The sequence below is a fragment of the Candidatus Bostrichicola ureolyticus genome (assembly GCA_029851125.1).
In the GTDB taxonomy this organism is placed as follows: domain Bacteria; phylum Bacteroidota; class Bacteroidia; order Flavobacteriales; family Blattabacteriaceae; genus Bostrichidicola; species Bostrichidicola ureolyticus.
Genome location: CP100319.1, coordinates 282,513 through 307,457, shown reverse-complemented (window position 1 = coordinate 307,457; position 24,945 = coordinate 282,513). Strand labels below are relative to the sequence as shown.

Here is a 24,945-nt window from a genome sequence, read left to right as displayed (position 1 = left end):
TTTAATTTTTTTTTATATCTTTATATCTTTCTATATATGAACATTTTTCAATGTTTATTTTAATATATTCTCCAATATCTATAAATAAAGGGACTTGCACAGTAATTCCATTTTCTAATTTAGCCTGTTTTGTAGCATTTATAATAGTGTCTCCTTTTATACATTTCTCTGTATAAATTACTTGTAATATTACATTATTAGGCATATCTACATATAATGGAATATCATTACGAAAAATTATTTTAACTGTAATCCCTTCTTTCAAAAATTGGTAATTATTTATAACTTTTTTATCTAAAAAAATTTGATCATAATTTATAACATTCATAAAATAAAACAATGTTTTATCTCTATATAAATATTTGTAATTACGAGTTTCTATACGGACGTTTTCTATCTTATGTCCAGATGGAAAAGTATTTTCTAATATATGTCCTGTAATTATATGTTTTAGTTTAGTCCGTACAAATGCCGATCCCTTTCCAGGTTTTACATGTAGAAATTCTATTACTTTATAAATTTCACCATTTAGCAATAAACATAAACCTTTTTTAATAGTTGTTGATGCCATTAATTATTTTTTTTAGATATTTTTGATATTAATTCTGTTTCTACTACTATATTATTATTAACATATCCATACCCCTGCATATTTATTATGTTTTTTATAATAGGTCTTAATAAAATTAATTTAAATATAATAATATCTCCAGGAACTACTTTTTTTTTAAATTTTGTTTTATCTATTTTTAATAAATAAGTAGAATATTTTTTAGGATCATCTACTTTACTTAGAACAAAAATACCACCTACTTGTGCCATTGCTTCAATTAATAATACACCTGGCATTATTGGTTCATTAGGAAAATGTCCTACAAAAAAAGGTTCATTTATAGTAACAGCTTTTATTCCAACAACATGATTATCTGTAAATTCTATAATTTTATCTACAAAAATAAAAGGTGGTTTATGTGGTAAAATAGACATTATATGATTAATATCATATAATGTGTTGTTATGTTTTTTTATCAAATTTTTATTAATTAATAATTAGTTTAATTTAAATTAAAATTTAATTATATGCATTTTTATATAAAAAAAATAAATAACTTATTACAAGTAGGCAATTACATTTCACAACATTATTATCATAATATAATAGCTGTTTATGGAAGTATGGGATCAGGAAAAACTACTTTGATAAGTTATATATGTAAATGTTTAGGAAGTACTAATTTAGTAAATAGTCCTACTTTTACTATAGTAAACGAATATTTGTATGCAAACACAAAAAAAATTTATCATTTTGATTTCTATAGAATAGAAAACGAATATGAAATATTCGATTTAGGATATGAAGATTATTTTTTTTCTAAAAATATTTGTTTAATTGAATGGCCTGAAAAATATGAACATATTTTACCTATTAATTATCATAAAGTAATAATAAAAAAAAATGGAAATATTCGTAATATTAAATTTATATAAATTATTAATTTTATTATGAATTTTTATAAACGTTTTTTATATTTTTTATTTGGAATTTTATTAGGTATAATTATTTTAATTTTATTAGGCAATAGAAAAACAAAAAATGAAAAGAACATATCAACCATCAAAAAGAAAAAGAGTCAACAAACACGGATATCTTAAACGTATGATAAATAATAATGGTAGGAAAATTTTAGCACGAAGACGAAAAAAAAATAGAAAAAAATTAACAGTTAGTAATGAAACTTAAATAAGTTGGAAGTTAGCAACTTCACCAATGTTAGGATAAGTTTTACCATATTGGCCAATATAATTTTTTCCATAAGCTTTTACCTCAGTTCTACAAAAAAAATACTTAAGATCACCTATTTCAATTATTTTAGGAATAAAATCAATAGTATTTGTGTCAATATTATATTTTTCTTCATACATAATCCCAATATCTACGGAAAATTCCATTCCTTTTTTTCTAATTTTTACATTTTTATAAATTATATCAATAAGATTTTTGCTATTTTCGGGAATAGAAAAATAATATCTATAATCTTGTTCAATATTTTCTTCATTAGCTAAATAAAACAATCCTGCTAAAATTGCAATTGCATTATATTTTCTAACTTTAATTTTTTGCCAATCATTTAAATAATACCCTGCCTCAAACAGTACACATGGATATCCCATTCTTTGAAGATTATCTCCTGTAGCTGTAGGATAAAATTCGTCATAATATCTTCCAATCATACCTGGTAAAATGATTTTAATATTTTTTTCAATAAAATTTATTATATTCATAGTTTTTTTTCTATAATATGTTATAGTACGTTTTTTATCTTCAGAAGGAGCTAAAAAAGATAATACTGCAGGTTTATGTGTATCACCTACATTGTATATGCTTTTTTGATCATGTAAATTAAAAAGAATATCAGGATTTAAAGATTTAATATTATTAAAAAGTATATTACTTTCAGGAGACTTTAAAGCTCTTGCATCTCTATTTAAATCAATATCTATTGCATTATTACGTTTAAATATTTCTGATCCATCAGGATTAAGTATTGGAATATATGAAATATTCAACTTTTCTTTTAAAAAGTTAGTCAATGAGTTATCCTCATTAAGATAACGTAATACATCAAACATAGCTATTGTACCGGTCGTTTCATTTCCATGCATTTGAGACCATATCATTATTTTTTTTTTTCCTAAACCCAATTGTAGTTTATAAATTTCTCTTTTTTCTATAGAATGTCCTATTAAATCAATAATACATTTATTACTATATTTTTCTAATTGTATTAATAATTCAGAATGTCTAAATATTCTAGAGGTAATTGTATGTTCTTTAAATATATCATAATATTTATCTAAATAAATAATGTCAAATATCATTTTTAAATTTTAAATGGTAAATTTAATACCATTTTTTTTTAGTTTATTTATAATTTTTATGTTAAAATCTTTTGAAAAATATTCTTTTAAAGAAAGAATAATTTTATTTCCTATATTGTTAATATTTATTAATTTATCGTAATCAGCCAACATTAATTCATCAATATTAAAAAATATATGTGTTAGTTTTTTAGCTATATATTCTCCAACATTAGGAATACATAATGCATATAAAACTTTATAAAAAGGATTTTTTTTAGATTTTTCGATTTCTTCTATAATATTTTGTGCATTAAAAAATGGCTTTACTTTTTTTATTGTATATAAATCTGCAATTGTACGTAATAAATTAGCATTATATAACTGTCTAATAGTATTACGACCTATATTAGCAATATTCATTGCTTTTACAAAATGCTGTATTTTTTCTATTATTTGTGAATAACAACCAATTTCATTGGTACAGTAATATATATTATTTTTTTTAATTAAAAATGTATTACAAGCAGGACATATATTTATAAATTTATATTTTTTATTAGTAGTCCGTTTATCAACGCCTATTATTTTAGGAATAATATTTCCACCTTTTTCTAAAACAACAAAATCATCCTTATAAAGACCTAATTTATTTATAAAAGCTTCGTTATATAACGAAGCTCGTTTAACAGTTGTTCCATCAAAACCAATAGGTTTAAGTTCTGCTACAGGAGTTACTACTCCAGTACGTCCTACTTCAAAATTAACATTTAAAATTTGCGTTATTACTCTTTGTGATTTGAATTTATAAGCAATAGCCCAACGTGGATATTTAGAGGTATAACCTAATATTGCTTGTTGATGATAATTATTAACCTTTATAACAATTCCATCAATATCATATTCTAAATTAGATCTAGCAATATTCCAATAATCAATATAATTAAAAATATTTGTAATTGATTTACAAATCTGAATACTTTTAGGAACTTTAAATCCCCATTCGCGAGCATACATTAAATTATAATATTGATAATTATAAATATTATTATTAATATTATTATTATTAATAATAGAATAAACTAAACATTCTAAATAATTTAAATAATGTTTTTTATTTTTTTGTTTTAATAAACCATTAACTGTATTGCGAGGATTAGCATAAGGTTTATTTCCTTTTTTTATACGTTCTTGATTAATTTTTTTAAATTCTATTAAAGGTAGAATAATTTCTGCACGAACCTCAATATCATAAGGATAATTACCTTTTAGTTTAAGTGGAACTGAATCTATAGCACGTATATTATTAATTATTTCATTTCCATGAATACCATCTCCACGAGTTAAAGCACTAATCAAATATCCATTTTTATAACGTAAACTTATTGATATTCCATCATATTTTAATTCACATACATATTCTATATAAGATTTTAAATGTTTTTTTATACGTATTTCCCAATCAATAACCTCTTGTTGACTATAAACATTATTTAATGAGTACATTTGATAACGATGATTTACAACAGGAAAAAATTTAATAACATCTTCACAAATTTTTTTAGTGGGAGAAGCTAAATCATTATATTCAGGATATTCCTTCTCAATGCTATCTAATTCTTTTAATTTCATATCAAATTCATAATCTGATATTTCAGGATTATTAGATATATAATATTTATAATTATGTTCATAAATTTCTTTTCGTAAAGAAATTATTTTTTTTACAATTTTTGTTTTATTCATTTTATATTATATTATTGATTTTTACCTTTGATAGAATTTAATTAAATGGAACATTTGAAAATAATATTACATTATTTAATATATTATAAATATTATTATTTATTAAATATAATATTTCATGCACTTTATTCTTTGCTGTCAGTTATATCTATAATATCTATTACTCCTGTTTTAAGTATATTACTTGAACCCAATTCACAAAATACTGCTATATCTATTCATAATAATCGTAATATATTTGATATAATCAAATTCTTTTTTAAAAAGAATATTCTTATTCTGTATCAAGAATTTGGTAAATCATATACATTAGCAATATTTTGTGGATTAACTATTTTTCTTTTTTTTATTAGAAATATATTTCATTATATATATGAATATTACATGATTATTATCAAAAATTCTATGGTCTGTGATATTCGAAACGATTTATATAAAAAAATATTATACTTACCAATTTTTTTTCTTTATTCTAAAAAAAAAGGAGATATAATGTCAAGAATATTTAACGATGTTATTGAAATAGAACACACTATAATTATTCCATTAGCAAATATTATAAGTTTGCCTATAATGTTATCTTTTCATTTTATTGCTCTATTCTTCATGAATCATAAACTTACAATTTTTGCAATAATGATATTACCATTAATGGTAACTGTTATATATTTGATTGGAAAAAATCTACAAACAGATTCTTATAAATCTCAATATGAATTAGGAAAACTTTTTTCAGTTACTGAAGAAACTATTAATGCTATAAAAATTATTAAAATTTTTAATGCAGAAAATAAAATGCAAAATATATTTGAAAATATATCACTTTTACAGAAAAAATTTTCCTCACGTGTAAATATAAAAAAAGAATTAGCTTCTCCAATAAGTGAATTTTTATCTTCAATTATAATGATATTAATAATTTTGTATGGTGGAATTCTTATAGAAAGAAAAGAGATTTCAACTGAAATTTTATTTCCTTTTATTGGTTTATTTTATCAAATAATTAATCCAGCTAAAAATATTGTAAATTTTGCTTCAAATATACATAAAGGAAAAGCTTCAGTAGAACGTATATTTGAAATATTAAACTCAAATGCTAGTGAGTATTATTCTATGTATAGAATAGAAAATTTTAAAAATGAAATAGTATTTAAAAATGTATATTTTGGATATAACGATACCTTATTAATTAAGAATATTAACTTTAAATTGAAAAAAGGAAAAACTATTGCATTAGTTGGACGTTCTGGAAGTGGTAAATCTACTATAGTTAATTTATTGGCACGTTTTTATAATGTTACTTCAGGTCAAATTCTAATCGATGGTATCAATATAAAAGACATAAATATAAAAGATTATAGAAATCTATTTGGAATAGTTCTAGAAGAATCAGTCATATTTAATGATTCTGTTTTTAATAATATCGCTATAGGTAATGAAAATGTATCTTTTAATTCTGTAATTAACGCTGCTAAAATAGCTAATGCTCATGATTTTATCCAATCTCTTAATCAAGGATATAACACTTTAATAGGAGATTGTGGAATTCAATTATCTAAAGGACAAAAACAAAGAATTAATATTGCTAGAGTTATACTAAAAAATCCTAAAATTATTATTTTAGATGAAGCTACATCTTCATTAGATACTGAATCAGAAAAAGCAGTACTAAACATTATGAAAAATCGTACTTCATTAATTATTGCTAATAGAATTTCTACCGTTAAAAATGCCGATAACATTATTGTATTAGATAAAGGTAATATTATAGAAGAAGGCACTTACAACAAACTTTTACGAAAAAATAAATTACTATAATTATATTAAAATAAGTATAGGATTTTCAATTATATCTTTAAAAGTTTGTAAAAAAGCACTACCTATAATACCATCTACAATACGATGATCACAAGCAAGAGTGACTTTTATTGTTTTACCTATTACGATATTTCCTTCTTTAACAATAGGTTTTTCTAAAATAGAACCTATAGAAAAAATACAAGAATTAGGTTGATTTATAATAGAAGTAAAAAATTCTATTCCAAACATTCCCAAATTAGAAACAGTAAATGTACTACCACATATTTCATTAGAATATATTTTATTGGCTTTAGCACGATTAACTTTATCTTTTATTTCAAAAGATATTTGAAGCAATGATTTTTGATCAACTTTTGAAATAACAGGAACTACTAAACCATCTTTTATTGCCACCGCTACACCTATATTAACATCAGAATGATAAATTATTGAAGAATCTGTCCATGAAGAATTAATTTTTGGATTTTCACGTAATGCAATAGCAGAAGCTTTAATAATGATATCATTTATAGATATTTTTTTATCCTCATCAAGTTTATTGTTAATATCAAGTCTTAATTGAATAAGATTATCCATATTAATTTCCCTTATTAAATAATAATGAGGAGCAGTAAATTTAGATTCAGTTAAACGTTTGGCAATAATCTTACGCATTGAAGAATGCGTAACAATATTATCTAGTTGTTCTATACGTTGTTTTTCACGTAAATATTTTTCCACATCACGTTTAACAATACGATTATTAAAACCACTTCCTACAATATCCTGTAAATATATATTTTTTTCTATAGCTAGTTTTTTAGCTAATGGTGAAGCTAAAATTTTATCTTTAGTTTCCTTTATGTCTTCCTTTATGTCTTCCTTTATGTCTTCCTTTATGTCTTCCTTTGGTGAAATTAATGAACTTATGTTTTCATTAGATTCTCCAATTATAGCTAATATATCATTAACTTTAGCACTTTGTCCTTCAGGGACCCCAATATAAAGCAATATGCCATTAATGTCAATTTCAAAATCTTGAATAGCTTTATCAGTTTCTATTTCAGCTAAAATATCACCTTCGAAAACTTTATCACCTACTTTTTTATACCATTTAATTACTTTACCCTCATTCATAGTGTCACTTAAACGGGGCATTGATACTACTTCTGCCATATATTTTTTTTATGTTATTATTTTATCTACAAAAGGATAATCCTTTTGATAATAAACTGTATTATACATTGTCTCAATATAAGGAAAATCAGATTTTTCAGCAAAATTAACACATTCATCAATTTTTTTATTAATATTAGATTCAATCTCTTTAATATCTTTTTCTGTATACCACTTATTAGTTATGATCATATTTTTTATTTTTAAAATAGGATCTTTTTTTTTGTATTTAAGTACTTCCTCTTTAGTTCTGTAAGTTGATGCATCAGAAACTGAATGTCCTCTATATCTATAAGTACGCATTTCTAAAAATGTTGGCCCACATCCTTTTCTAGCATTTTCAATAGCTTCATAAGTAGCGTATGCTATTTTGTTAGGATCCATACCATCTACTTCTATAGATGGCATATTATATGCTGAACCAATTTTATAAATATCTTTTATGTATGTACTTCTTTTAAATGAAGTCCCCATTGCATATTTATTATTTTCACATATAAATATAACTGGTAGTTTCCAAATCATAGCCATATTAAAAGTTTCATGTAAAGATCCTTGATTAACGGCTCCATCTCCCATAAAAGTTAACGTTACAGAATTACGACCAAAATATTTATCTGCAAATGCTATACCTGCTCCTATAGGTATCTGTGATCCTACAATCCCATAACCTCCATAAAAACGATTTTTTTTACTAAAAATATGCATTGATCCACCCAGTCCCTTAGAAGTACCAGTAATTTTTCCAAAAAGTTCTGCCATTACCATTTTAGGATCAACCCCCATAGCTATTGCCAGTATATGACACCTATAAGCTGTAATGACTATATCTTTGTTAAGATCCATTGCGTGAGTAATTCCTGCGGGAATAGCTTCTTGTCCATTATATAGATGTAAAAATCCTCTAATTTTTTGTTTAAAATATAAATAACGACATTTATCTTCAAATCGTCTCCATAAATACATATCCTTAAACCATTTGAGATAAGTTTCATAGGTAATATTTTTCATGATTAATAAATATATTATAAATCTATTACTTTTATCATATTTTTTATATGTTTTGCTGATTTATTCAATAAATTCATTTCTTCATCATTTAATTTTAGTTCTAAAATTTTATCTATACCATTTTTTCCTAAAATTACAGGAACACCTAAATATATATTTTTTAAACCATATTCTCCTTGTAACCAAGCACAACAAGGAAATATACGTTTAGAATCTTTAATTATTGATTCTACCATTTGAGCAACAGAAGCACCTGGAGCATACCAAGCAGAAGTACCTAACATGTTAACAATTTCTATACCACCTTTTTTAGTACGTTCTATAATAGAATCAATCCTTGATTGATCAATTAATTCTATTATTGGAATACCAGATACAGTAGTATAACGAGGTAAAGGTACCATAGTATCTCCATGACTTCCAATTAATAAAGTTTGAATATCTTTAGGATAACAATTTAATTCCTTAGCTAACAAAGTACAATAACGAGCTTTATCTAAAATTCCAGACATTCCGAATACACGATAAGCATTATTTATTTTAGATGAAATAAAAGCAACATATGTCATAACATCAATCGGATTAGATACAACAATAAATATTGTTTCAGGAGAATATTCTATAGATTTTTCAATTACTGATTTTACAATACTAGCATTTATATTGATTAAATCATCTCTACTCATACCAGATTTTCTAGTAATTCCTGAAGTAATTACTATTACTTTAGAATTGGCTGTTTTAGAGTAATCATTAGTTACGCCAATAATATTACTTGAAGATCCATTTAGAGTAGCAGTTTGCGAAATATCTAGAGCCTTTCCTTCAGAAAGATTTTTTTTGACATCTAATAAAATTATTTCTTTTACAACATTTTTTTTAAATAAAATATCAGCACATGTAGCTCCTACATTACCTGCTCCTATTATTGTAATTTTCATTATTAATAAAAATTTTATATATTATGTATATATATATATTATGTATATATATATGTATGTATTTAAGGATAGGCAAGTTTTGCACAATCAGCTACTACTAAATCCCTCCAGGGTGGGAACACAGCAAAGGTAAGGTAGTTTAGCGATGTGTAGCATATTACTTGCCTATTCTTTTTTATTATATGTTTTATTAAAATCAACTAATTCAATCATAGCCATATCTGCTCCATCTCCTGAACGATATACAGTTTTTATTATTCTGATATATCCACCTAAACGATTTTTTACTTTATTAGAAATTACTTCAAACAATTCTGAAATAATTTTTTTATTTTGCAATTGTTTAAAAATTATGCGTCTTGTATTAAGATCATTTTTTTTGCTTTTAGTTATAATGGGTTCTATATATTTTTTTAATGCTTTGGCTTTAGATAAAGTAGTATTAATCCTTTTATATTTTAAAAGCGATATAGCCATATTTGAAAGCATAAGTCTGCGATGAGCAGATTTCATACCTAAATGATTTATTTTTTTTCCGTGTCTCATTATAGTTCATATTTTGATATATCCATTCCAAAATACAATTCATTATTATTCATTTCTTCTTCCAATTCAGATAAACATTTTTTTCCAAAATTTCTTACTCTTAAAATATAATTTTTATCATGAGATACTACATCAGCCCAAGTTTCTATTTCAGCTGAATGTAAACAATTTAATGTACGTCTAGATAGCTTATCTGTATCAGTCAATTTTGACTTTAACAATTTTTTAATACGTATAAATTCATTATCAACATTATCAACATTATGTGGTTTAACCTCATTATTTTCAGATTTTAATTTTGAAAAATTATTATCATTAGATAAAAGTAAAAAATGATCTATTAATATTTTTGAAGCTTTATTTAAAGCATCTTTTGGATAAATTGAACCATCTGTTTGAATATATAATAAAAGATTTTCAAAGTCAGTTTTTTGTCCAACTCTACAATTTTCAATTGTATATTTTACGTTTATTATAGGGGTATATATTGCATCTATAGCTATAGTACCTATATCTTGACTCCTATTAGCTGGTACATATCCTATACCCTTTTCAATACAAAAGGTTATATTAAAGGGAACTGATTTATCCTTATTACAAATAACTAAATTTGTATTAATTACTTTAAATCCTGTAATAAATTTATTAAAATCTCCAGCTATAATTTGTTCTTTATCTGTTATAGACGCTGTAACAATTTCTTTATCTATTTCTTCTATTTCTTTTTTAAATCTAACCTGTTTAAGATTAAGAATAATTTCAGTTACATCTTCTACTACTCCTTTTATAGGACTAAATTCATGCGTTATACCTATAATTTTAATATAAGTTATAGCAAAACCTTCTAAAGAAGATAATAAAACACGTCTCATAGCGTTACCTATAGTACAACCAAAACCAGGTTCTAAAGGTTTAAATTGAAAAATTCCATTGAAATTTGTTGACTCCAACATTATATATTTTTCAGGTTTTACAAAATTTTCCATGTTTTTAGAATTTAGAATAAAATTCAACTATTAAATTTTCTTTTATGTTCTCTGGAATTTGTGATCTATTAGGAATAGCTTGAAAAGTTCCTATCATTTGTTCATCATTCCATGTTAACCAATCTATTAACAATTTTTTATTTTTTTTATTTATTAATTGTTGTTTAATTACAGTATGATTTTTTTTATTATTAATACCTATTATATCACCAGGTTTTAATAAATAAGAAGGTATATTAATAATTTTATTATTTACTGTAATATTACGATGGGAAACTATTTGACGAGCTTCAGATCTAGAACGTGCAATATTCAATCTATATACAATATTATCCAAACGAGATTCACACATTTGAATAAGCAATTCTCCAGTAATTCCCTTTTTTTTTGATGCTTGCTTAAATAAGTTTAAAAATTGACGTTCTAATATACCATAAATATATTTTGCTTTTTGCTTTTCAAATAATTGAATAGCATATTCAGAACGTTTTTTACTTTTCCTACGATTATTACCATGTTGTCCTGGTGGATATTTTCTACGTTTAAGTATTTTAGTTCCAAATATTGGTTCTCCAAATCGACGTTCTATTTTCCCTTTAGGTCCTATATATTTTGCCATATTAAACTCTTCTTCTTTTAGGTGGTCTACAACCATTATGAGGTAATGGGGTCACATCTTTTATTACATTAATTTGTAGACCCATATTATTTAATGTTCGTATAGCTGCATCTCTACCAGATCCAGGTCCTTTAACAATAACATCTACTCTTTTTAATCCAGCATTCAATGCTGCTTTAGCAGCATCTTCTGCTGCAATTTTAGCAGCGTAAGGTGTATTTTTTTTAGAACCTTTAAATCCCATTTTACCGGCTGATGACCAAGCTATAACTTCTCCTTTAGTATTAGTTAATGTAATAATAATATTATTAAACGTAGAACTTATATGTGCCTCTCCTTTAGCTTCAACTATAACTTTTCTTTTTTTTGATTTTATAGATTTAACCATTTATTTTAAAATTTATTATTTAGTAACTTTTTTCTTATTAGCTACAGTTTTTCTTTTACCTTTTCTAGTACGACAATTATTTTTTGTTTTTTGTCCTCTAACAGGTAATCCAATTCTATGACGCATACCTCTATAACACCCAATATCTATCAAACGTTTGATATTTAATTGAATTTCAGAACGTAACTCACCCTCTACTTTTAATGTATTTGATATATATTCTCTAATATTATTAATTTGTTCATCTGTCCAATATTTGACTTTAATATTTTTATCAACGTTATTTATATTTAAAATTTTTTTAGATGTACTTTTTCCTATACCATAAATTTCTGTTAAAGCTATCATGCCTATTTTATTTTTAGGTAAATCTATACCTGATATTCTAGCCATTTTTTTAACCTTGTTTTTGTTTTAATCTAGGATTTTTTTTATTTATAATATAAAGACGTCCTTTACGTTTTACTAATTTACAATTAGCACTTCTTTTTTTTATTGATGTTCTTACTTTCATATGTATTTTTATATCTAAATATAATTCTAGCTCTACTCAAATCATAAGGAGACATTTCTAATTTTATTTTATCACCAGGTAATAATTTAATATAATGCAATCTCATTTTTCCCGATATATGAGCTATGATAAAAGATCCATTATTTAATTTAACACGAAATGTAGCATTGGGCAATGCTTCAGTAATAATACCGTAAATTTCTATATTTGCTTGCTTGGCCATATATTATCCATATATAAAATGATCATATTTATAATTTAATAAATAAATATTAATTTGTTGAATTGTTTCAAATATTACACCTATTATAATAAGTAATGAAGTACCTCCATAAAATAAAGCAATATTTTTGGTTATACCTATTTTAATTACTAATGAAGGTAATATTGCTATTATAGATAATAATAAAGCTCCTGGAATAGTAATTTTATATATAATATTATCTAAATAATTTATTGTATTTTTTCCAGGTTTTACATTAGGTATATAACCACCATTTCGTTTTAAATCATCAGATATTTTGCTAACAGATATAGTCAGAGAAGTATAAAAAAATGTAAATATTATAATCATAATTACAAATATTAAATTATACCAAAAACCATATATATTATTAAATATATCCAATATATATTTAATTTTTTCGTTTTTAATATATGTTGATATAGTCATTGGAAATAACATAATAGATTGTGAAAATATAATAGGCATAACTCCAGCTGTTGTTACTTTAATAGGAATATGTTGAAATATATTATTAGAATAATAACTATTTACATATCGTATTGGTATTTTTCTTACTGCTTGAATTACAAGTAGACAAAAAATTATAACTAAAATCCACAATAAAAATTCTAAAAATATTAATCCATAATTCCACTTACCAATTCCCATTCCCATTTTATTATTAATTTCATTAATTACAGAAATAGGAAAACGTGATATAATACCAGTCATAATAATTAATGATATTCCATTGCCTATTCCTTTCTGAGTAATTTTATCTCCTAACCAAACAGTAAATAAAGTTCCTGTAGTTAATATTATTACCGATATTATTATAAATAATAATTTATTATTGTAAATAAAATAAATTTCATTTGTATATAAAGGTATAAAATGTGTAGTTAGTGCTATTATGTATGCAGGAGCTTGAATTAAACATACTAATATAGTAACCCATTTTATAATATAATTCATTTTTCTATTACCACTTTCCCCATCTTTTTGTATTTTTTGAAAATAAGAAAATGCAAAACTCATTAATTGTACAATAATAGAAGCTGATATATAAGGCATTACACTTAATGCTAAAACAGATACACGATTAAAAGCACCTCCTGTAAATGAAGATAATATTTGCATAATTCCACTATAACTAGCATAAGAACTATAACCATTAGGATTTATTCCTGGTAATGGAACATAAGACCCAAAACGATATATTAATAATAATATTATAGTTATACCTATTCTATTACGTAATTCACTAATATTATATATATTTTTTATAGTTGAATATATATATTTCATATTTTTATAGTTTCTCCTCCTACTTTTTTAATTAATTTATCAGCTTTTTTGCTAAATTTATTAGCGGTTATTTTTAATTTAACTTTTAATTCACCCCTACCTAAAATTTTAATTAATTCATTGGTTTTTTTTATCAAACCATTAGCTACTAAAATATTATTGTTTATAATATTGTTTTTAAGTTTTCCTTTATCAAATAAAATTTGCAAATCATCTAAATTAACTATTGAATATTTTTTTTTATTAAAAGGTTTAAAACCTACTTTAGGAACACGTCTTTGTAAAGGCATTTGTCCTCCTTCAAACCCCAATTTTTTACTAAATCCTGATCTAGACTTAGCTCCTTTATGTCCTCTTGTAGATGTTCCACCTCTACCTGATCCTTGACCTCTTCCTAAACGTTTATTCGTTTTGACAGAACCTTTTGCTGGACTTAAATTATTTAATTTCACTTTTTAATTATTTATTAAATATTTTAAATATTTTTTTATCCATTAAAAACTTTATTAATAGAAATACCTCTCTCTTTAGCAATTATATTTACATTTCTAATATTTATTAATGCTTTAATTGTAGCTTTAACAACATTATGAGGATTAGATGATCCTTTAGATTTAGATAATACATTATATATACCTGCAATTTCTAAAACATACCGCATAGCACCACCAGCAATTATTCCAGTCCCTTCAGAAGCGGGGCGTATAAATATTTTAGATCCTCCAAACTTAGCACTTTGTTCATGAGGTATTGTTCCTTTATATATTGATATTTTTACTAAATTTTTATTGGCTTGTTCACCAGCTTTATGAATAGCATCCGATATTTCATTAGATTTTCCTAAACCATAACCAACTATTCCATTTTCATTTCCTTTAATAACAATAGCACTAAAACTAAAATAACGTCTACCTTTAGTAACTTTGCAAACTCTTTCAACTGTTACTAAACGTTCTTTTAATTCAATATTTTTGGATATTTTTAATTTTTTTCTAAATGAATAAAACATAAATTTTATAATTTTAAATATTTTTTAACACCTTCAGCTAAATTTTTAATTCTACCATGATATAAATATCCATTTCTATCAAAAACTACTTTTTCAATTCCTATATTTTTAGCTTTCATACCTAAACGTTTACCTACTTCAGTAGCAAATTTTGATTTATTATCCTGTTTAGGTAGTTTTAAAGAAGACGCTGATACCAATGTTATACTTTTAGTATCATCAATAATTTGTGCATAAATTTCTCTATTACTTCTAAAAACAGATAATCTAGGAATTTTCGATGTTCCAAATATTTTTTTTCTAATTCTATATTTTATTCTTAATCTTCTATTAGTTTTCATTTTTAATTTAAGCTGATTTACCAGTTTTTCTTATAATATATTCTCCTAAATATCTTATGCCCTTACCTTTATAAGGTTCTGGTTTTCTAAACGAACGAATTTTAGCAGCAACTATTCCTAATAGTTGCTTATCATAAGATGACAAAATGATTAATGGATTTTTTCCTTTTTCATTTTTAGTCTCTACTTTAATTTCATCAGGACATTTAATCATAATATTATGAGAATAACCTAAACTTAATTCTAAAATACGTCCATTATTAGAAGCTTTATATCCTATACCAACTATTTCTAATACTTTTTGAAAACCTTTAGTAACACCAATTATCATATTATTGATTAGTACTCGATATAATCCATGCATAGCTCTTCCTTTTTTTTCATTTAAAACTATATTATTTATATATAAATAATTTTCCTTAATTATTATTTCAATATTTTTTATTGAAAATGATTGATATAATTCTCCTAATGGACCTTTTATTATAATTTTTCCATTTTCTATTTTTATAATAACTTCTTTAGGTATTAATATAGGAATTTTACCTATTCTAGACATTATTTTTAATATTTAATAAATATAACATAATATTTCTCCTCCTATATTTTTTTCTTTAGCTTTTTTACAAATCATTATCCCTTTAGATGTTGAAATAATTGCTATTCCTAAACCATTTAATACACGAGGAATTTTTTTTGAACTACAATATTTTCTTAATCCAGGTTTGCTAATACGTTTCATAAATTTTATAACTGGATAATTTTTATGGTATTTTAATGCAATTTTAATATATTTTTTATTATCATTTATTACTTTGTAATTTAAAATATATCCTTGATCTAAAAGAATCTTAGTAATTTCATTTTTTAAATTAGAATATGGAATTTTTACTATCCTATTACATGCATGTAAAGCATTACGGATACGTGTTAAATAATCAGCTATAGTATCTATATTCATTTTTTTTTTAATTTAAGTTTACCAACTTGCTTTTCTTATTCCTGGTATTAAACCTTCAGAAGCAATACGTCTAAATTCTATCCTAGATATTCCAAAATCACGTATATAACCTCTTTTCCTGCCTGTAATATTACATCTATTACATAATCTTACAGGAGATGCATTTTTTGGTAATTTTTGCAATGAATCATAATCTTTAGCCTTTTTTAAAAGGAAACGTTTTTTTTTATATTTTAAAACTATTTTTTCACGTTTTATTTGTCTAGCTTTTACTGATTCTTTAGCCATTTTTTAATTTTTTTTAAAAGGTATTCCAAAATATTTTAATAAAGATAGAGCTTCTTTATCTGTTTTAGCAGATGTTACAAATGCAATATTCATACCTAAAATTTTTTTTGTTTTATCAATATTTATTTCAGGAAATATGATTTGTTCAATAATTCCCAAATTATAATTACCTTTTCCATCAAAACTATTATTTTTAATTCCGTTAAAATCTCTTACTCTAGGTAAAGCTATAGTAATTAATCTATCTATAAATTCATACATTTTTTGTCTACGTAAAGTTACTTTACATCCTACCAACATTCCTTTACGTAATTTAAATCCTGCTTCATCACGTTTTGAAAAACACGGTATAGCTTTTTGTCCCGTAATAATAGAAATTTCTTCTATTGCATTATTAATAATTTTTTTATCATTAAGAGCATAACCAATTCCTTTACTAATAACTATTTTTTTTATTTTAGGTACCTCCATAATTGATTTATACCCAAATTCTTTAATAAGAATAGGAATTATTTTTTTTTTATATAAAAGTTGAGGTCTAGGTGAATAAAACATTTTTAATTAATATTTTCATATATTTTTCCAGTTTTTTTAATTATGCGAATTTTTTTATCATTATTTATTTTAAATCCTATACATCCTATACGTATAGGATTTCCACTATCATGATCAATAAGAGATATATTAGAAATATGAATTGGTGCCTCTATCTTTAGAATTCCATCTTTTTTTATATGTTTTTTTATTAAATTTATACCACTAACAATTACTTTATTTTTTTTTTTCAAAATTTTCATAATAATACCTTTACGGTTCTTATAATTTCCCGATAAAATAATAACTTTATCTCCCACTTTAATTTTTAACATATTATTTTTTTTATAAAACTTCAATAGCCAATGAAATAACTTTCATATATTCTTTATCTCTTAATTCTCTTGCTACTGGACCAAATACCCTAGTTCCTAATATTTCTTTCGAAGAAGAAAGTAATACACACGCATTATCGTCAAATGAGATATATGATCCATCTTTACGACGTGTTTTATATTTTGTTCTAATAATAACTGCTCTAGATATTTGTCCTTCTTTAATACTTCCTCCAGGAATAGCTTCTTTTACAGAAACTATAATAGAATCTCCTACATATCCATATCTTTTTCCTCCTAATACACGTATAAGCAAAACTTCTTTTGCACCAGTATTATCAGCTACTTTAAGTATTGATTCTTGTTGTAACATATTCAAATTTTTTTTATTAATCTCCAACGTTTTTTTTTACTTAATGGACGAGTTTCCATAATAATTACATTATCTCCTTTATTAGAAACATTTTTTTCATCATGTACCATATATTTTTTAGACTTTACTATACTTTTTCCATAACGTGGATGATTGACACGTTTAGTTTCCAAAACTACTATAGTTTTATTCATTTTAGTACTTATTACTAATCCTGTCCTTTCTTTTCTAGAATTTCTAGTCATATATATTCTTATTATTGAAATAGAAATATAATATTATTTATAAATTATTTATAATTGTATTAATACGAGCTATATCTTTTCTAAGATTCTTAATTAAAAGAGGATTTTTTATAGTTGATATTGTATTATCAAATTTTAATTTTTGATAATTATCTTGTTTCATTTTTAATAATGACTTAAGTTCTTCAATAGATAATTTTTTTAATTCATTAATTTTCATTGTTTTTAATATTTAAATCATTTGCAATAACAAATTTAGTTTTCACAGGTAATTTATGTGATGCTAATCTTAAAGCTTCCTTAGCAATAGTTATACTAACACCACTAATTTCAAACAAAATACGTCCACGTTTAGTATTTGCTACCCAATGATCTACATTCCCTTTTCCTTTTCCCATACGTACTTCTTGGGGTTTTTTTGTAATAGGTTTATCAGGAAATATATTAATCCATAATTTTCCTTCTCGTTTCATATAACGAGTAGCTGCTATACGTGCAGCCTCTATTTGACTAGCAGTAATCCATGATGATTTTAGAGTTTTAATACCATAGTCACCATATGAAAGCCTAGTTCCTTTTGTAGAATTACCTTTTACAGGTTTTTTTTGTTGTTTATTATATTTTGTTCGTTTAGGTTGTAACATATTTATTATCTTTTTCCACCTCCACCTACTATTAAAAATTCTTTTTTATTATAAATTTCTCCTTTATTTATCCATACTTTAATGCCTATTCTTCCATAAATAGTATGTGCTTCCACCATAGCATAATCTATATTTACACGAAAAGTAGATAAAGAAATGCTACCTTCTTTATAAGATTCTTTACGCGCCATTTCTACTCCATTTAATCTACCTGACACTTGTATTTTTATACCTTCTGCACTAAGACGCATAGCAGATATAATAGCTTGTTTAATAATTCTTTTATAAGAAAATCTATTTTCAATATAACGAGCTAAATTTTTAGCTACTAAAGATGCATCAAGTTCAGGACGTTTAATATCATTAACATTTATTTGCATTTCTTTGGTAGTAATTTTACTTAATTCATTTTTTAATTTATCTATCTCATGACCACCTTTACCAATAATAATAGCTGGACGAGAAGTATATATAGTAATAGTAATAAATTTTAAAGTACGTTCTATGAATATACGAGAGACAATATATTTTGGTAAACGTTTTTCTATATAATGTCTTATTTTAAAATCTTCAGTAATTCTTTCTAAAAAATCCCCACACCAACTAGATTGCCATGATAGAATAATACCTAATCTATTAGCAATTGGATTTGTTTTTTGTCCCATTTTAATAATTAATTATAATTTTAACATTATTATATTTCTTTTTTATTTGATTAGCTCTACCTTTAGAAGCTATTCGTAATCTTTTTAAAGTACGAGCTTTATTGACAATAATTTCTTTTATATATAAAGGTTTTTCAATATTTTTATTTTTTATTTTCCAATTTGATAATGCTGATAATAAAAGTTTTTTTAAAAAAATTGATGATTTTTGTTTGCTATATTTTAAAATATTTAAAGCATTATTGACACTTAAATTACGAATATTATTCGCCATTAATCTCATTTTCCGGGGAGATATTGGAACATTTCGTAATAAAGCAAATACTATTGGTTTTCTATATTTAATATTATTTATAGCTATTCTCTTTTTTCTTGCACCCATACTACATTATTTTGTTATTTTTTTATTTTTAGAACCTGCGTGTCCCCTAAATATCCTAGTATAAACAAATTCTCCTAATTTGTGGCCCACCATATTTTCAGTTATATATACTGGAATATGATGTTTTCCATTATGAACAGCAAAAGTTTGACCTACAAATTCAGGAATTATCATTGATGATCTTGACCACGTTTTTATAACTATTTTTTTATTTAATTTTTTATTATTAATAACCTTTTTTAATAATGTATACGATACATATGGACCTTTTTTTAATGAACGTGCCATATTATTTTTTATTATCTATTATATATTTAGATGATGTTTTTTTAGAACGTGTTTTAAATCCTTTTGAAGGTATACCTTTTCTATTTCTTGGATGACCTCCAGAAGATTTTCCCTCTCCACCTCCCATAGGATGATCTATTGGATTCATTGCTACACCTCTAGTGCGTGGTCTTCTTCCTAACCATCTATTTCTTCCAGCTTTGCCTAATATTTCTAATTGATGATCAACGTTAGATACAGACCCTATAGTAGCAATACAGTTATTCAAAATCATTTGATTCTTACCTGAAGGTAATTTAACTATTACATATTTACCATCTTTAGCCATCAATTGTGCATAAGAACCAGCACTACGAGCTAGTGTTGCTCCTTTACCAGGTTTTATTTCTATACATGAAATAATAGTTCCTAAAGGAATATCATTTAAATATAAAGCATTTCCAATGTCTGGTGAAATGTTTTTACCTGAAAAAATTTTTTGACCAATTTTAATTCCATTGGGAGATATAATATATCGTTTTTCACCATCAGCATAAAATAACAAAGAGATAAAAGATGATCTATTAGGATCATATTCAATAGTTTTTACAATAGCTGGTATATTGAATTTATTTCTTTTAAAATCAATAATTCTATATTTTTTTTTATGCCCTCCTCCAATATAACGCATAGTAATTTTGCCATAATTATTTCTTCCACCTGATTTATTTTTTCCTATACTTAAATATTTAACATTACTTAAATTTTTTTTTTTAGAAATATCATCATAATTATTTACTACTCTAAATCTTTGACCTGACGTTATTGGTTTTAATTTTTTAATTGACATTTATTATTTATTTATATAATTTATAAAAGCACCTTTTTCAAGAGTTATTATAGCTTTTTTTAATGTTTTTGACTTATTTATAATAAATCCTTTTTTAGTATATTTAGATTTTGGTTTAATATAAAATATTATTGTATTAACATTTTTTACTATAACATTATAAAATTTTTCTATTTCATTCTTTATTTGAATTTTATTGGCTCTATTTTTAACTAAAAAAACGTAAGATTTATTATATCTATTATATTTTTCAACTTTATTTAAAGGTTTAATTAAAATTGTCATTTATTCAAATAATTAGAAATTTTTTCTATTGAACTTTTAAAAAAAATAATATATGAAGCTTTTAAAAGATCATAACTATTTAATTCATTAACTGATATAAGTTTGAATTTAGGTAAATTACGAGATGCTAAATATAAATTTTTATTATACGTTTCTAAAACCATTAGAATATTTTTTTTATTTATTGATATATAATTAAAAAATTTTAATTTTTCTAAAAAAATCCTAGTTTTAGGAATTTCTAAATAAAAATCTTCTAAAATTAATATTGAATTATCTTTCAATTTTTGACTTATAATAGAACGTTTAGCTAATCTTTTTAAAGATTTATTTAACTTAAAATTATACTTTCTAGGAGTAGGTCCAAAAACTCTTGCTCCACCTTTAAATAAAGGATTCTTAATATCACCTTTTCTTGAACTACCAGTTCCTTTTTGACGATGTAGTTTACGTCTACTTCCTGATAATTCACTTCTTTCTTTGGTTTTATGAGTTCCTTGACGTTTTGATGCTAAATATCTTTTAATTTCAAGATATACAGAATGATTATTAGGATTAATATTAAAAGAATCTAATTTTAAAGATCCAGTTTTTTCACCATTTATATTAAATACTGTTACTTCCATTTATTAATTTTATTTATTATTAAATACGAATTTTTATATCCTGGTACGGATCCTTTAACAATTAATAAATCTTTTTCTATATCTATTTTAATTAAATTAATATTTTTAATAGTAATTCTATTATTACCTGTTCTACCTGCCATTAAAGTCCCTTTAAATACACGAGAAGGATCAGATCCAGCTCCAATAGATCCTGGAGCTCTTAAACGATTATGTTGACCATGAGTACTTTCACCAACACCTGAAAATCTATGACGTTTTATTACCCCTTGAAATCCTTTGCCTTTAGAAATACCTGTAATATTAATTAATTCATTTTCATTAAAAATATTAACTTTAATATTATCTCCTAATTTAAGATTAGGAAAATCTCCTTTAAATTCTACAATTTTTTTATTAGGTAATATATTTTTAAAATGTCCTTTTAAAGGTTTATTTATCTTTTTTTTATACTCAAAACCCAATTGTATAGCGCAATAACCATCTTTATCTATAGTTTTAATTTGAGTTACTGTACATGGTCCAGCTTTTATAATACTACATGGAATACTTATTCCATTTTGATATAAGTTAATCATACCTATATACTTACCTATTATTCCTTGCATAATTAAACTTTAATTTTAACTTCAACTCCACTAGCTAATTCTAACTTCATCAAAGCATCTATAGTAGTAGAACGTGCATTACAAATTTCTAAAAATCTCTTATGTTTAGGTAAAACATATTGTTCACGAGACTTTTTATTAACATGTGGTGAACGTAATACAGTATAAATTTTTTTAACAGTAGGTAAAGGAATAGGACCTTTAATTATAACACCTGTAGGAATTACCGATTTAATAATTTTATCCATAGAATTATCTAATAAAAAATGATCATATGATTGTAATTTTATTCTAATATTTTGACTCATATTTTATATATCTTTTGTTTTTGAAATAATTTCTTCTGCTATATTAGAGGGAACAACTTCATAATGAGAAAATTCCATTGTTGAAATTGCTCTACCAGAAGATAACGTACGTAAAGTAGTGACATATCCAAACATTTCTGATAAAGGAACAATAGTCTTAATAATTTTTGTATTATTACGGCTATCTATGTGTTTTACAGTACCTCTCCTACGATTCAAATCTCCTACAATATCTCCCATATTTTCTTCAGGAGTTACTATTTCTAATTTCATTATAGGTTCTAATAAAACAAATTTTGCCTTTTTTGATGATTCTCTAAATCCAGATTTTGCTGCTAATTCAAAAGATAATTGATCAGAATCTACTGGATGATAAGAACCATCTATTAAAGTTAATTTCATTGCATCAATTTCATAACCAGCTAAAGGTCCACTTTTCATTGCTGCCCTAAAACCTTTTTCAATAGAAGGAATAAATTCTTTTGGAATATTACCACCTTTCACTTTATTTATAAATTCTAAACCATTTTTATTTTTTTCAGAAGGACTTAATATAAATATTATATCTGCAAATTTTCCCCTACCTCCAGTTTGTTTTTTATAAATTTCTCTATGTTTAATTGTAGTTTTTAATGCTTCTTTATATTCAACTTGAGGTTCTCCGTGATTGACTTCTACTCCAAATTCTCTTTTCATACGATCTATAATAATTTCTAAATGTAATTCTCCCATACCTGAAATAATAGTTTGTCTGGTTGATCTATCAATACGTACTTGAATAGTAGGATCTTCTTCAAGAAATTTTGAAATTGCCAAACTCATTTTATCAAGATCTTTTTTATATTTAGGTTCAATAGCTAATCCTATTACTGGTTCAGGAAACGATATATTTTCTAATATTATTGGATATTTCTCATAACAAATAGTATCTCCTGTTTTAATATCTTTAAAACCTACTATAGCTCCAATATCACCTGCTCCAACTTTTTCTATAGGAATTTGTTTATTAGTATGCATTTGATATATACGTGAAATACGTTCTTTATTTTTTGTACGCGTATTATATACATAAGAACCAGCATTTAATACACCAGAATAAACTCTTATAAAAGCTAAACGGCCAACAAATTGATCAGTAGAAATTTTAAATGCTAATGCTGAAAATGGTTCATTATCATCAGGTCTACGTTCTTCTTTATTATTTGTAATAGGATTTATACCAATAATTTTTTTTATATCAATAGGAGATGGCAAATACTGACATATTGCATCTATTAATATTTGGACTCCTTTATTTCTAAAAGAAGAACCACAAAACATAGGAACTATTTTAAGATTTATTGTAGCTTTACGTAAAGTTTTATATATTTCTTCTTCTGAAATAGAAGAAGGATCTTTAAAAAATTTTTCTATTAAAACATCATCATATTCTACAATATCTTCTATTAATTTATTTCTATATTTTATAGAAATATTTTTTATACTATTAGGTATTTCACATTCTTTATATGTTACACCTTTATCATTATCATTCCAAATAATAGCTTTATTTGAAATTAAATCTATTATACCTTTAAAATCTATTTCATTACCAATAGGTATTTGCATAATAACTGATTTACTACCTAAAATATTTTTTACTTGATCACAAACATTAAAAAAATCTGACCCTCTACGATCCATTTTATTAACATAACCTATTCTTGGAATATTATATTTATCAGCTTGTCTCCAAACAGTTTCTGACTGAGGTTCTACCCCATCTACAGCACTAAATAAAACTACCATACCATCTAATACACGAATAGAACGTTCTACTTCTACTGTAAAATCTACATGTCCAGGTGTATCAATTATATTGATATAATATTTATTATTATAATACGTCCATTCGCAACGTGTTGCTGCAGAAGTAATTGTAATGCCCCTTTCTTGTTCTTGAGCCATCCAATCCATGGTAGCAGTTCCTTCATGCACTTCACCTATTTTATGAGTTTTACCAGTATAAAAAAGAATACGTTCTGTTGTAGTTGTTTTACCAGCATCAATATGTGCTGCAATACCTATATTTCTTGTATATTTCAATTTGTTTTTGACCATAAAT

37 protein-coding genes, 1 other RNA gene and 2 pseudogenes are annotated in these 24,945 nt (G+C 24.3%); 4 read left to right on the top strand and 36 right to left on the bottom strand.

The annotated features are described in order from the left end of the window. Position 1: 1 nt before the first annotated feature. Together efp and fabZ are read right to left on the bottom strand one after the other, a co-directional pair. Entirely contained in the window at positions 2-571 is a 570-nt protein-coding gene (efp, locus tag NHG04_01695) for an elongation factor P (GenBank protein WGH27353.1), read from the bottom strand. Continuing rightward, positions 571-1,008: pseudogene (gene fabZ / locus NHG04_01690) on the bottom strand (3-hydroxyacyl-ACP dehydratase FabZ). The gene efp and the pseudogene fabZ overlap by 1 nt, the downstream one beginning before the upstream one ends. A 72-nt stretch (positions 1,009-1,080) precedes the next feature. Between fabZ and tsaE the strand changes: the two are divergent. Both tsaE and rpmH read left to right on the top strand, forming a co-directional pair. Beyond that, positions 1,081-1,488: a tRNA (adenosine(37)-N6)-threonylcarbamoyltransferase complex ATPase subunit type 1 TsaE gene (gene tsaE / locus NHG04_01685; protein WGH27352.1), complete on the top strand. Its 408-nt coding sequence runs from the start codon at positions 1,081-1,083 to the stop codon at positions 1,486-1,488. 106 nt (positions 1,489-1,594) lie between these two features. Next, a complete protein-coding gene (gene rpmH, locus NHG04_01680; GenBank protein WGH27351.1) occupies positions 1,595-1,741 on the top strand; it encodes a 50S ribosomal protein L34 in 147 nt (48 codons plus the stop codon). On the opposite strand, the gene NHG04_01675 is transcribed toward rpmH, so the two are convergent. Then, the gene (locus NHG04_01675) at positions 1,738-2,880 is read right to left on the bottom strand and encodes a peptidase M14 (protein ID WGH27350.1); all 1,143 of its coding nucleotides are present in this window, start codon (positions 2,878-2,880) and stop codon (positions 1,738-1,740) included. The two genes, rpmH and NHG04_01675, sit on opposite strands and share 4 nt — an antisense overlap. Positions 2,881-2,889: 9 nt before the next feature. Continuing rightward, positions 2,890-4,605 carry an NAD-dependent DNA ligase LigA gene (ligA, locus tag NHG04_01670; GenBank protein WGH27349.1) on the bottom strand — a complete coding sequence of 572 codons (1,716 nt, stop codon included), beginning with the start codon at positions 4,603-4,605 and terminating at the stop codon, positions 2,890-2,892. Between the two features lie 45 nt (positions 4,606-4,650). Here ligA and NHG04_01665 point away from each other — a divergent pair, with 45 nt between their 5' ends. Continuing rightward, positions 4,651-6,423: an ABC transporter ATP-binding protein/permease gene (locus NHG04_01665; GenBank protein WGH27348.1), complete on the top strand. Its 1,773-nt coding sequence runs from the start codon at positions 4,651-4,653 to the stop codon at positions 6,421-6,423. Here NHG04_01665 and NHG04_01660 read toward each other — a convergent pair whose 3' ends face one another. Genes NHG04_01660 through mdh form a run of 3 tightly spaced genes read right to left on the bottom strand, consistent with a single transcriptional unit; the run spans position 6,424 to position 9,533 of the window. Further along, the gene (locus NHG04_01660; protein ID WGH27347.1) at positions 6,424-7,581 is read right to left on the bottom strand and encodes a 2-oxo acid dehydrogenase subunit E2; all 1,158 of its coding nucleotides are present in this window, start codon (positions 7,579-7,581) and stop codon (positions 6,424-6,426) included. Positions 7,582-7,590: 9 nt separating this feature from the next. Then, the gene (gene pdhA, locus NHG04_01655) at positions 7,591-8,592 is read right to left on the bottom strand and encodes a pyruvate dehydrogenase (acetyl-transferring) E1 component subunit alpha (protein WGH27346.1); all 1,002 of its coding nucleotides are present in this window, start codon (positions 8,590-8,592) and stop codon (positions 7,591-7,593) included. A 14-nt stretch (positions 8,593-8,606) separates the two neighbouring features. Then, the gene (gene mdh, locus NHG04_01650) at positions 8,607-9,533 is read right to left on the bottom strand and encodes a malate dehydrogenase (protein ID WGH27345.1); all 927 of its coding nucleotides are present in this window, start codon (positions 9,531-9,533) and stop codon (positions 8,607-8,609) included. A 70-nt stretch (positions 9,534-9,603) separates the two neighbouring features. Here mdh and ffs point away from each other — a divergent pair. Beyond that, an RNA gene (ffs, locus tag NHG04_01645) (signal recognition particle sRNA small type) lies at positions 9,604-9,703 on the top strand. 7 nt (positions 9,704-9,710) lie between these two features. Here the strand turns inward: ffs and rplQ are convergent. The 29 genes and pseudogenes from rplQ to fusA form a co-directional block, all read right to left on the bottom strand. Then, positions 9,711-10,079 (bottom strand): annotated as a pseudogene (gene rplQ / locus NHG04_01640) (50S ribosomal protein L17). Beyond that, positions 10,079-11,065, bottom strand: a complete 987-nt coding sequence (locus NHG04_01635) for a DNA-directed RNA polymerase subunit alpha (GenBank protein WGH27344.1) — start codon at positions 11,063-11,065, stop codon at positions 10,079-10,081. Before NHG04_01635 ends, rplQ begins: the two are co-directional and overlap by 1 nt. 4 nt (positions 11,066-11,069) lie before the next feature. Then, entirely contained in the window at positions 11,070-11,684 is a 615-nt protein-coding gene (gene rpsD, locus NHG04_01630; protein ID WGH27548.1) for a 30S ribosomal protein S4, read from the bottom strand. A 1-nt stretch (position 11,685) separates the two neighbouring features. Then, positions 11,686-12,072, bottom strand: a complete 387-nt coding sequence (gene rpsK / locus NHG04_01625; protein WGH27343.1) for a 30S ribosomal protein S11 — start codon at positions 12,070-12,072, stop codon at positions 11,686-11,688. 15 nt (positions 12,073-12,087) lie between these two features. Then, the gene (rpsM, locus tag NHG04_01620) at positions 12,088-12,465 is read right to left on the bottom strand and encodes a 30S ribosomal protein S13 (GenBank protein ID WGH27342.1); all 378 of its coding nucleotides are present in this window, start codon (positions 12,463-12,465) and stop codon (positions 12,088-12,090) included. A gap of 4 nt (positions 12,466-12,469) precedes the next feature. Next, positions 12,470-12,586 carry a 50S ribosomal protein L36 gene (gene rpmJ / locus NHG04_01615; GenBank protein WGH27341.1) on the bottom strand — a complete coding sequence of 39 codons (117 nt, stop codon included), beginning with the start codon at positions 12,584-12,586 and terminating at the stop codon, positions 12,470-12,472. Beyond that, on the bottom strand, positions 12,549-12,809 hold the full coding sequence (gene infA / locus NHG04_01610) for a translation initiation factor IF-1 (GenBank protein WGH27340.1): 261 nt from the start codon (positions 12,807-12,809) through the stop codon (positions 12,549-12,551). Before infA ends, rpmJ begins: the two co-directional genes overlap by 38 nt. 3 nt (positions 12,810-12,812) lie before the next feature. After that, entirely contained in the window at positions 12,813-14,120 is a 1,308-nt protein-coding gene (gene secY / locus NHG04_01605; GenBank protein WGH27339.1) for a preprotein translocase subunit SecY, read from the bottom strand. Beyond that, complete coding sequence (gene rplO, locus NHG04_01600) at positions 14,117-14,572, bottom strand: 50S ribosomal protein L15 (GenBank protein ID WGH27338.1); 456 nt, start codon at positions 14,570-14,572, stop codon at positions 14,117-14,119. Before rplO ends, secY begins: the two co-directional genes overlap by 4 nt. 35 nt (positions 14,573-14,607) lie before the next feature. Next, a complete protein-coding gene (gene rpsE, locus NHG04_01595; protein WGH27337.1) occupies positions 14,608-15,129 on the bottom strand; it encodes a 30S ribosomal protein S5 in 522 nt (173 codons plus the stop codon). A 5-nt stretch (positions 15,130-15,134) separates the two neighbouring features. Then, entirely contained in the window at positions 15,135-15,470 is a 336-nt protein-coding gene (rplR, locus tag NHG04_01590) for a 50S ribosomal protein L18 (GenBank protein WGH27336.1), read from the bottom strand. A 7-nt stretch (positions 15,471-15,477) separates the two neighbouring features. Next, positions 15,478-16,029: a 50S ribosomal protein L6 gene (rplF, locus tag NHG04_01585; protein WGH27335.1), complete on the bottom strand. Its 552-nt coding sequence runs from the start codon at positions 16,027-16,029 to the stop codon at positions 15,478-15,480. Between the two features lie 12 nt (positions 16,030-16,041). Further along, complete coding sequence (rpsH, locus tag NHG04_01580; GenBank protein ID WGH27334.1) at positions 16,042-16,431, bottom strand: 30S ribosomal protein S8; 390 nt, start codon at positions 16,429-16,431, stop codon at positions 16,042-16,044. An 18-nt stretch (positions 16,432-16,449) separates the two neighbouring features. Next, complete coding sequence (gene rpsN / locus NHG04_01575; GenBank protein ID WGH27333.1) at positions 16,450-16,719, bottom strand: 30S ribosomal protein S14; 270 nt, start codon at positions 16,717-16,719, stop codon at positions 16,450-16,452. Between the two features lie 3 nt (positions 16,720-16,722). Next, positions 16,723-17,274: a 50S ribosomal protein L5 gene (rplE, locus tag NHG04_01570; GenBank protein ID WGH27332.1), complete on the bottom strand. Its 552-nt coding sequence runs from the start codon at positions 17,272-17,274 to the stop codon at positions 16,723-16,725. A gap of 2 nt (positions 17,275-17,276) precedes the next feature. Continuing rightward, the gene (gene rplX / locus NHG04_01565) at positions 17,277-17,588 is read right to left on the bottom strand and encodes a 50S ribosomal protein L24 (GenBank protein ID WGH27331.1); all 312 of its coding nucleotides are present in this window, start codon (positions 17,586-17,588) and stop codon (positions 17,277-17,279) included. 10 nt (positions 17,589-17,598) lie between these two features. Further along, positions 17,599-17,961 (bottom strand): 50S ribosomal protein L14, encoded by a 363-nt coding sequence (rplN, locus tag NHG04_01560; GenBank protein ID WGH27330.1) that lies wholly within the window; start codon positions 17,959-17,961, stop codon positions 17,599-17,601. A gap of 2 nt (positions 17,962-17,963) precedes the next feature. Then, entirely contained in the window at positions 17,964-18,206 is a 243-nt protein-coding gene (gene rpsQ, locus NHG04_01555) for a 30S ribosomal protein S17 (GenBank protein ID WGH27329.1), read from the bottom strand. Between the two features lie 37 nt (positions 18,207-18,243). Next, a complete protein-coding gene (gene rpmC, locus NHG04_01550; GenBank protein WGH27328.1) occupies positions 18,244-18,426 on the bottom strand; it encodes a 50S ribosomal protein L29 in 183 nt (60 codons plus the stop codon). After that, positions 18,416-18,850: a 50S ribosomal protein L16 gene (rplP, locus tag NHG04_01545; protein ID WGH27327.1), complete on the bottom strand. Its 435-nt coding sequence runs from the start codon at positions 18,848-18,850 to the stop codon at positions 18,416-18,418. Before rplP ends, rpmC begins: the two co-directional genes overlap by 11 nt. Before the next feature lie 5 nt (positions 18,851-18,855). Beyond that, positions 18,856-19,515: a 30S ribosomal protein S3 gene (gene rpsC / locus NHG04_01540; protein ID WGH27326.1), complete on the bottom strand. Its 660-nt coding sequence runs from the start codon at positions 19,513-19,515 to the stop codon at positions 18,856-18,858. Between the two features lies 1 nt (position 19,516). Continuing rightward, positions 19,517-19,897 (bottom strand): 50S ribosomal protein L22, encoded by a 381-nt coding sequence (locus tag NHG04_01535; GenBank protein ID WGH27325.1) that lies wholly within the window; start codon positions 19,895-19,897, stop codon positions 19,517-19,519. Between the two features lie 6 nt (positions 19,898-19,903). Further along, complete coding sequence (rpsS, locus tag NHG04_01530) at positions 19,904-20,185, bottom strand: 30S ribosomal protein S19 (GenBank protein WGH27324.1); 282 nt, start codon at positions 20,183-20,185, stop codon at positions 19,904-19,906. Between the two features lies 1 nt (position 20,186). Next, positions 20,187-21,014 (bottom strand): 50S ribosomal protein L2, encoded by an 828-nt coding sequence (rplB, locus tag NHG04_01525; protein WGH27323.1) that lies wholly within the window; start codon positions 21,012-21,014, stop codon positions 20,187-20,189. A gap of 3 nt (positions 21,015-21,017) precedes the next feature. Further along, entirely contained in the window at positions 21,018-21,299 is a 282-nt protein-coding gene (gene rplW, locus NHG04_01520; GenBank protein ID WGH27322.1) for a 50S ribosomal protein L23, read from the bottom strand. Further along, on the bottom strand, positions 21,296-21,925 hold the full coding sequence (gene rplD / locus NHG04_01515) for a 50S ribosomal protein L4 (protein ID WGH27321.1): 630 nt from the start codon (positions 21,923-21,925) through the stop codon (positions 21,296-21,298). Before rplD ends, rplW begins: the two co-directional genes overlap by 4 nt. Further along, positions 21,916-22,533, bottom strand: a complete 618-nt coding sequence (gene rplC, locus NHG04_01510) for a 50S ribosomal protein L3 (protein WGH27320.1) — start codon at positions 22,531-22,533, stop codon at positions 21,916-21,918. Before rplC ends, rplD begins: the two co-directional genes overlap by 10 nt. 2 nt (positions 22,534-22,535) lie before the next feature. Continuing rightward, positions 22,536-22,841, bottom strand: a complete 306-nt coding sequence (gene rpsJ / locus NHG04_01505) for a 30S ribosomal protein S10 (GenBank protein ID WGH27319.1) — start codon at positions 22,839-22,841, stop codon at positions 22,536-22,538. A 3-nt stretch (positions 22,842-22,844) separates the two neighbouring features. After that, entirely contained in the window at positions 22,845-24,941 is a 2,097-nt protein-coding gene (gene fusA / locus NHG04_01500) for an elongation factor G (protein ID WGH27318.1), read from the bottom strand. Between the last annotated feature and the right edge of the window lie 4 nt (positions 24,942-24,945).